Genomic DNA, 6,129 nt, shown 5'->3' with positions numbered 1-6,129 from the left:
GGCCGCTATCGTTGTTATAAGGCTACGGGTCGTGACCGGCCCGCGCCGCCCGCCTGGGCGGGCCCCGTGCGCCGGGGCGGGGGCCCCCGGCCCCGGTGCCGTTCGCCGGACACGAACCACAGTTTGACAATGGCACGTCAAGGGGGATACCTGGGCATGGCGCTCCCCCACGAGCGCTCCCCCACCCCCCGGGAGACCCCTTGCCACCCCTCCCCGCCCCCGCGTCCGCGCGCCTGCGCTTCGGCCACCGGCTGCGCCACTGGCGCGAGGCCCGCGGACTCAGCCAGGCCGAACTCGGCCGCCTGCTCGGCTACCACAACTCACTGATCAGCCGAGTGGAGAACGCCCGCCGCTGGCCACCGCCGGGGCTCCCCGCCCGGGCCGACGAACTCCTGCTCACCGGAGGCGAGTTGGCAGCCCTGTGGCAGCCCGTCCGGCAGGAGCGGGAACACCTCGGCGAACTCGCAGCCCCCGCCCTGCCGCCCCTCGGCGAGAGCGGCACAGGGCCCCCGACGAGCCGACCGGACGCCGCCACCTTCGCCGTGCTCGGCCACCTGCTCGACGTCTACCGCGCGGCCGCCGCCCACACCGGCGGCGAACAGCTGGCCACCGTCCTCGAACACCACGCCCGCACCCTGGCCGCCTGGCAGCACGCCGCCCCGCGCGAAACCGCCCCCGCCGTCCGCTCGCTCGCCGCCCGCTACGCCGAACTCGCGGGCTGGGCCCACTTCGAGGGGGACCGCCGCACCCGCGCGCTCGGCTGGTACGCGGCCGGACTGGAATGGGCCCGCGCCGCCGACGACCAGCCGACCGCGGCCGCCCTGCTCGCCCGGCAGAGCACCCTGCACTGGTGGAGCGGCGACCCGGCCACCGCGCTCGCCCTGGCCGAGGCCGCCCACGCCACCGCCCGCACCCTGCCCGGCCTGCGGGCCTGGGCCGCCCTCGCCCAGGCGCACGCCCACGCGCTGGCCGGCGCGGCGCCCGAGACGTGGCGGGCGATGGCGGACGCCGAACGGCTGACCGAGGCCGCCCTGCGGGCCGGCGAGCCGGTGCCCGGGGCCGCCCGAGCGGCCCTGGTGCTGGGCGTCGCCCACGGCACCTGCCACCGGGACCTCGCCGTCCGCACCGGCCGCACCGCCCACGCGCACGCGGCGGTGGCCCACCTGGGCGCCGCCCTGGGGCGCCTGGACCAGGCCGCCCACCCGCACGACCACGCCCTGGTCGCCGGCCGCCTCGCCGGGGCGTACGCCCGGGCCGGGCGCCACGAGGCCGCAGCCGCCGTCCTCTCCCGGCTGCCGCCGGACGCCACCGGCCGGATCGCCTACGAGCGGCGCCGGGCCCGGGCCTGGCTGGGCGGCTCGACGGCGCACCGGCCCCCGGCGGACGGCTGACGGCCCCCGACGGACGGCTGACGGCAGACGCGCCGGAGCGCCCGGTGGGGATTCTCCGGGCGCTCCGGTTCTTCGGTTCATCGGCTCTTCGGCGGTCGGCGTCAGAGCCCGGCCGCCGCCGAGGCGATGTCGGCCGCGTAGGTGCTGACCTTGGTGTAGACGCCCGGGTAGCCGGGCCGGGCGCAGCCGTTGCCCCAGCTGACGATGCCGACCTGGACCCAGCGGCCTGCCGCGTCCCGGTGGACCATCGGCCCGCCGGAGTCGCCCTGGCAGGTGTCGACGCCGCCCTGGTCGACGTAGCCCGCGCAGAGCGAGGCCGCGCTGTTCAGGCCCGGGTAGGCGTTGGCGCAGGCGGCGTCGTCGACGAACGGCACGGTGGCCTTGAGCAGGTAGCGCTGCTGCGCGCCGCCCTCGGTCGCGGCGCCCCAGCCCATGATGGTGAAGGTGCCGCTGTCGTAGGCGGTGGAGTCGGTGGTCGGCAGCGTGCTCACCTGGCTGCCGCCGACCGGCGAGGCCAGCTTGATCAGCGCCCAGTCGTCGCCGCTCTCCGCACCGGAGAAGCCGGGCGCCTGGTACACGTACGTCGAGCGGACCTTGACCGCGCTGCCGCTGCGCAGGTCGACCGCGCCGGCGGTCGCGGTGATGCTGGTGTCGGCGCCGGTGCCGTTGACGCAGTGGGCGGCGGTGAGCACGATCTGCGGGGTGTAGAGCGCGCCGCCGCAGCCCATCGAGAGCCGCACCACGAACGGGAACTCGCCCTGCGCCGCCCGCGTGCCGCCGACCACGCCCGGCGACGGCGCCGAGGGTGCGGGCGAGGCGGCGGCGGGCAGCACCAGCGCGCCGGCGCCGAGCACCAGTGCGGCCAACAACACGATGAATCTGCCGAATTGACGCTTCATCAGACTCCTCCACTGACAGGTCGGGGAGCACCGAGGGTGGCCCCGAAGGCGTCGCGACAGGAGGGGCCCGACCCTGCCGGTCGAAACTGGCAGGAACACGGCAATGCGGGGTTCCGGACGGGAAAGCCCTAATGTGATCGCCCATGCGAGATCTTGTGGCGGGGATGAAGTACCTGGTCGGGGGCCAGAAGTGGGTGGGTCGGCACGGCCGCTGGTGGGGCTTCGGCATGCTGCCCGCACTGCTCACCCTGGCCGGGTACGCCGTCGCGCTCGTCTTCCTCGGCGGCTGGTCGAAGGACCTCGCCGACTGGGCCACCCCGTTCGCCGACCACTGGAGCTCGCCCTGGCAGGGCCTGCTGCGCGACGCGCTCGCCGCGATCGCCTTCGGCGGCGGCCTGCTGCTCTCGCTGCTCACCTTCACCGCCGTCACGCTGCTGGTCGGTCAGCCCTTCTACGAGGCGCTGTCCGCGAAGGTCGACGAGACCGAGGGCGGTGCGCCCACCCCGCCGGAGTCGGCGCTGTGGCGCGAACTGGTGATCGCGGTACGGGACAGCGCCTCCGTCCTGGTGCGGGTGGCCGCGTTCGGCGTGGTGCTGTTCGCCTGCGGCTTCATCCCGGTGATCGGGCAGACGGTGGTGCCGGCGCTGGGCTTCCTGGTGTCCGGCTTCTTCCTGACCGTCGAGCTCGTCGCCGTCGCCCTCCAGCGGCGCGGGGTGCCGCAGCGTGAGCGGATCCGGCTGCTGCGCGCCCGGCTCGGGCTGGCGCTGGGCTTCGGCACGCCGCTGATCCTGGCGTTCCTGGTTCCGCTGGTGACGGTGCTCGCCATGCCGGGGGCCGTCGCGGGCGCCACCCTGCTGGCCCGGGACCTGGCCCGCGACCTCGCCCTCGACCCGGTCCACGACGCGGCCACGGCGGACGAGCAGGAGCAGGAGCAGGAATCGGCGGCGGAGCCGGCCTCCCGGCCCGCCACCGGGAACCCGTACGCGACCTCCTGAAGCGGTGACCGGCCGGTCACCCTGCGCCGATCCCGGCCGGCCGGAGGTGTGAGGCCGCCCACACGGGGTTCGCCGTCTACTGCCCCCGATAGTGGATGGCTACGGCCCGGGCGCCGGCCGACCCCCCGGCACGGGCTCCCGTCCCGCGTCGGGCTGCCCGGAATGCCTCGAAGAACGCAGGCCACCGCACCTCACACCCACGCATTCCGCTCGCGCCACCGACCTTCGACCCACAAGTACGCAAGTCGGACAAATTCTCCCAAACCCATCACCGCGTCTCGCCGCAGCCACCCTGCGGCTACTACCCGCCGTAGTGGCACCTGCCTTTGCCACCCGTCCCCGGCCCTGCGAAGAATGGCCCGTCGCCAGGCAGCGCAGCCGGCCCCGTCCGCCGCGCAGCCGACCCGCCCCGCCACTTCCGCCGGGGCACCACGGCCGTCCCGGACGGCCGCGCGGGCCCCGCTCACCCGGGCGCCCGTGCGATGCCCCGCACCCGGTGCCACCGGCACGGCCCCCGACGGAAAAGGATTGTCCGCTTCATGCAGCTCAGCCATGCCCGCCGCAACTCCCTGATCACCGGCATCGCCACCCTCGTCGTCGCGAGCGCCGCCACCGCCGCCCTCGCCCTCCCGCAGGCCGGGAGCACCACCGAGGCCGCCGCCCCCGCGGCCGCCGTCACGGTGGACGACAAGGCGGCCGCCGACCAGGCCCAGGCTGACACCGCTGCCGCTGCCGCCGCCGACCAGGCCGCTCAGGAAGCCCAGGCCCAGGCGCAGGCCGAGGCGGAGTCCGCCGCCCAGGCGCAGGCCGAGGCCGACGCGAAGGCCCAGGCGGACGCCAAGGCCAAGGCCGACGCGGACGCCGCCGCCTCCCGCTCGCAGGCGCGCCAGGACCTCACCGGCGCCCCGGCCCTCACCGGCAGCCCGCAGCAGATCGCCGCGCAGCTCGTCCCGGCCGGCCAGCTCCAGTGCTTCAGCAACATCGTGTCCCGCGAGAGCAGCTGGAACCACCTCGCCGTCAACGCCTCCTCCGGCGCGTACGGCCTGGTCCAGGCGCTGCCCGGCAGCAAGATGGCCTCGGCCGGCTCCGACTGGCGCACCAACCCGGCCACCCAGATCAAGTGGGGCCTGGACTACATGAACTCCCGCTACGGCAGCCCCTGCGCCGCCTGGTCGTTCTGGCAGAACCACCACTGGTACTAAACCGAGGCTGCCGAGCCTCGACGCACCCCGGGCCCGCGACGCACCACGCGTCGCGGGCCCCGCGCGTTCCGGCTGTCGTGGACGCGTCCGGCAGGCCGCGTGAAGATATGGCGTACGGTCGTACGATTTGGCAGGGATTGCTCGGTATTACGCACCGTCAGGGCTTTGCCACGGTCAGCGCGTCCTCTTACGCTCCGGCGTCATGCCCTCACCCCTCATCAGCGTCGTGCTCCCCGCCTACGACCAGCACAAACAGCTCGCGGACTGCCTGGACTCGCTGTTCGCGCAGTCCCTCCAGGACGTCGAGGTGATCGTGGTCGCCGACCGCTCCCCCGACGCCGCGGGCGAGCTCGCCGACGCGTACGCGGCCCGGCACCCGCGGCTGTCGGTCCTGCACCTCAACGCGGCGGTCGGGGTCGGGGTGAGCCGGAACGCGGGGGCGGCGCGGGCGGCCGGCGAGTACCTGCTGTTCCTGGACGCCGACCACCAGCTGCCCCAGGACGCGCTGCGGAACCTCGCCGACCGGCTCGGCCAGACCGGCCCGGTGGACCTGCTGCTGTTCGGCCACTCCCGCCGGCACAACGACCGGGACTGGCCGGGCGGGGCGGAGGCACTGCTCGCCGAGGCCGGCCCCGAGGTGTTCGAGCCCTTCGACCAGCCCGCCCTGTTCGGCGCGCCGCCGCTGGTCTGGGACCGGCTGATCCGCCGCGGCCACTGGGAGGAGCTGCGGCTGGCCTTCCCCGACGGCCGGTACGAGGAGATCCCGGTGGTGCACGCGGCACTGCTCGGCGCCCGCCGGGTCGCCGCGCTGGCGCGCGAGTGCGTGCAGCTGCGCCGCCGGGAGACCGTCCACCCCACCGGTTCCCCGGGCAGCGGCGTGTTCGACCTCTTCGACCAGTACGAGCGCAGCTTCGCGCTGCTGGAGGACCAGCCGCACCTGTACGCGGTGCGGGACGCGCTGTTCGTCCGGATGATCCGGCACTACCTGTTCGTCTTCGACCTGGCCGGGTGCGTCACCCGCGCCGAGCGGCCGCAGTTCTTCCACCGGGCCGCCGAGCACCACCGGCGCTTCCAGCCACCCGGCCACCGGCGGCCCGGCGGCCGCGAGGGGATCAAGTTCTCGCTGCTGGCCGGCGGCGCCTACCCGGCGTTCGAGATGGCCAAGCTCTCCCACATCGCCCGCGGCACACTCACCGGGCGGCGGTGACGTACTCCGCACGTGCGCGGCCCCGCCTCCGCAGGCGGCGGGGCCGAGGTCCTGTCCGGGCGGCCGCCGACCGACACCCCATCGGCGGTACCCCGGTCGTGGCCGGTACCCCTGCGGGCGCGCGGCTGCCATGATCGGCCGGAGCCGTAGCCGCACCCGCCCGGAGGTCCCTGGTGAGCCGTCCGTCCGCAGCCCCCGGGGCCGAGCTGGCCCGCGAACTGGCCGCCGTACTGCGCGGGGAGGTCCGCTTCGGCACCGCCGAGCGGACCGTCTACAGCCACGACGCGTCCAACTACCGGCAACTGCCGCTCGGGGGGGTCAAACCCGCCCACCCCCACGACGTCCGCACCGCCCGCCCCCACAGGCCGCAGATAGGCGGTGCGGGGGGGGCCGCCCCGGGCGGCCCCACCCACACGCGGGCGCGCACGCGCGCCC

Annotated in this window: 6 protein-coding genes; 5 read left to right on the top strand and 1 reads right to left on the bottom strand. The window is 75.6% G+C overall.

Translation table 11 applies throughout. The annotated features are described in order from the left end of the window. The first annotated feature begins 200 nt into the window (after nucleotides 1-200). Nucleotides 201-1,391, top strand: coding sequence for a helix-turn-helix transcriptional regulator (locus tag ACFV6I_RS26555; RefSeq protein WP_363369647.1), 1,191 nt, complete (start codon nucleotides 201-203; stop codon nucleotides 1,389-1,391). A gap of 101 nt (nucleotides 1,392-1,492) precedes the next feature. On the opposite strand, the gene ACFV6I_RS26550 is transcribed toward ACFV6I_RS26555, so the two are convergent. Then, nucleotides 1,493-2,290 carry a S1 family peptidase gene (locus ACFV6I_RS26550; protein ID WP_380428045.1) on the bottom strand — a complete coding sequence of 266 codons (798 nt, stop codon included), beginning with the start codon at nucleotides 2,288-2,290 and terminating at the stop codon, nucleotides 1,493-1,495. Between the two features lie 143 nt (nucleotides 2,291-2,433). Between ACFV6I_RS26550 and ACFV6I_RS26545 the strand changes: the two genes are divergently transcribed. From ACFV6I_RS26545 to ACFV6I_RS26530, 4 genes are all read left to right on the top strand, one after another. Further along, the gene (locus ACFV6I_RS26545; protein ID WP_380428043.1) at nucleotides 2,434-3,285 is read left to right on the top strand and encodes an EI24 domain-containing protein; all 852 of its coding nucleotides are present in this window, start codon (nucleotides 2,434-2,436) and stop codon (nucleotides 3,283-3,285) included. Nucleotides 3,286-3,824: 539 nt separating this feature from the next. Then, complete coding sequence (locus ACFV6I_RS26540; RefSeq protein ID WP_380428041.1) at nucleotides 3,825-4,487, top strand: lytic transglycosylase domain-containing protein; 663 nt, start codon at nucleotides 3,825-3,827, stop codon at nucleotides 4,485-4,487. 202 nt (nucleotides 4,488-4,689) lie between these two features. After that, a complete protein-coding gene (locus ACFV6I_RS26535) occupies nucleotides 4,690-5,694 on the top strand; it encodes a glycosyltransferase family 2 protein (RefSeq protein ID WP_380428039.1) in 1,005 nt (334 codons plus the stop codon). Between the two features lie 173 nt (nucleotides 5,695-5,867). Then, on the top strand, nucleotides 5,868-6,129 hold a 262-nt coding region (locus ACFV6I_RS26530; RefSeq protein ID WP_380428037.1), incomplete at its 3' end, for a hypothetical protein.

Source organism: Kitasatospora sp. NPDC059803 (genome assembly GCF_042732255.1).
GTDB lineage: Bacteria > Actinomycetota > Actinomycetes > Streptomycetales > Streptomycetaceae > Kitasatospora.
The sequence above is the reverse complement of the archived record's forward strand: the minus strand, read 5'-3'. Positions and strand labels throughout refer to the sequence as shown.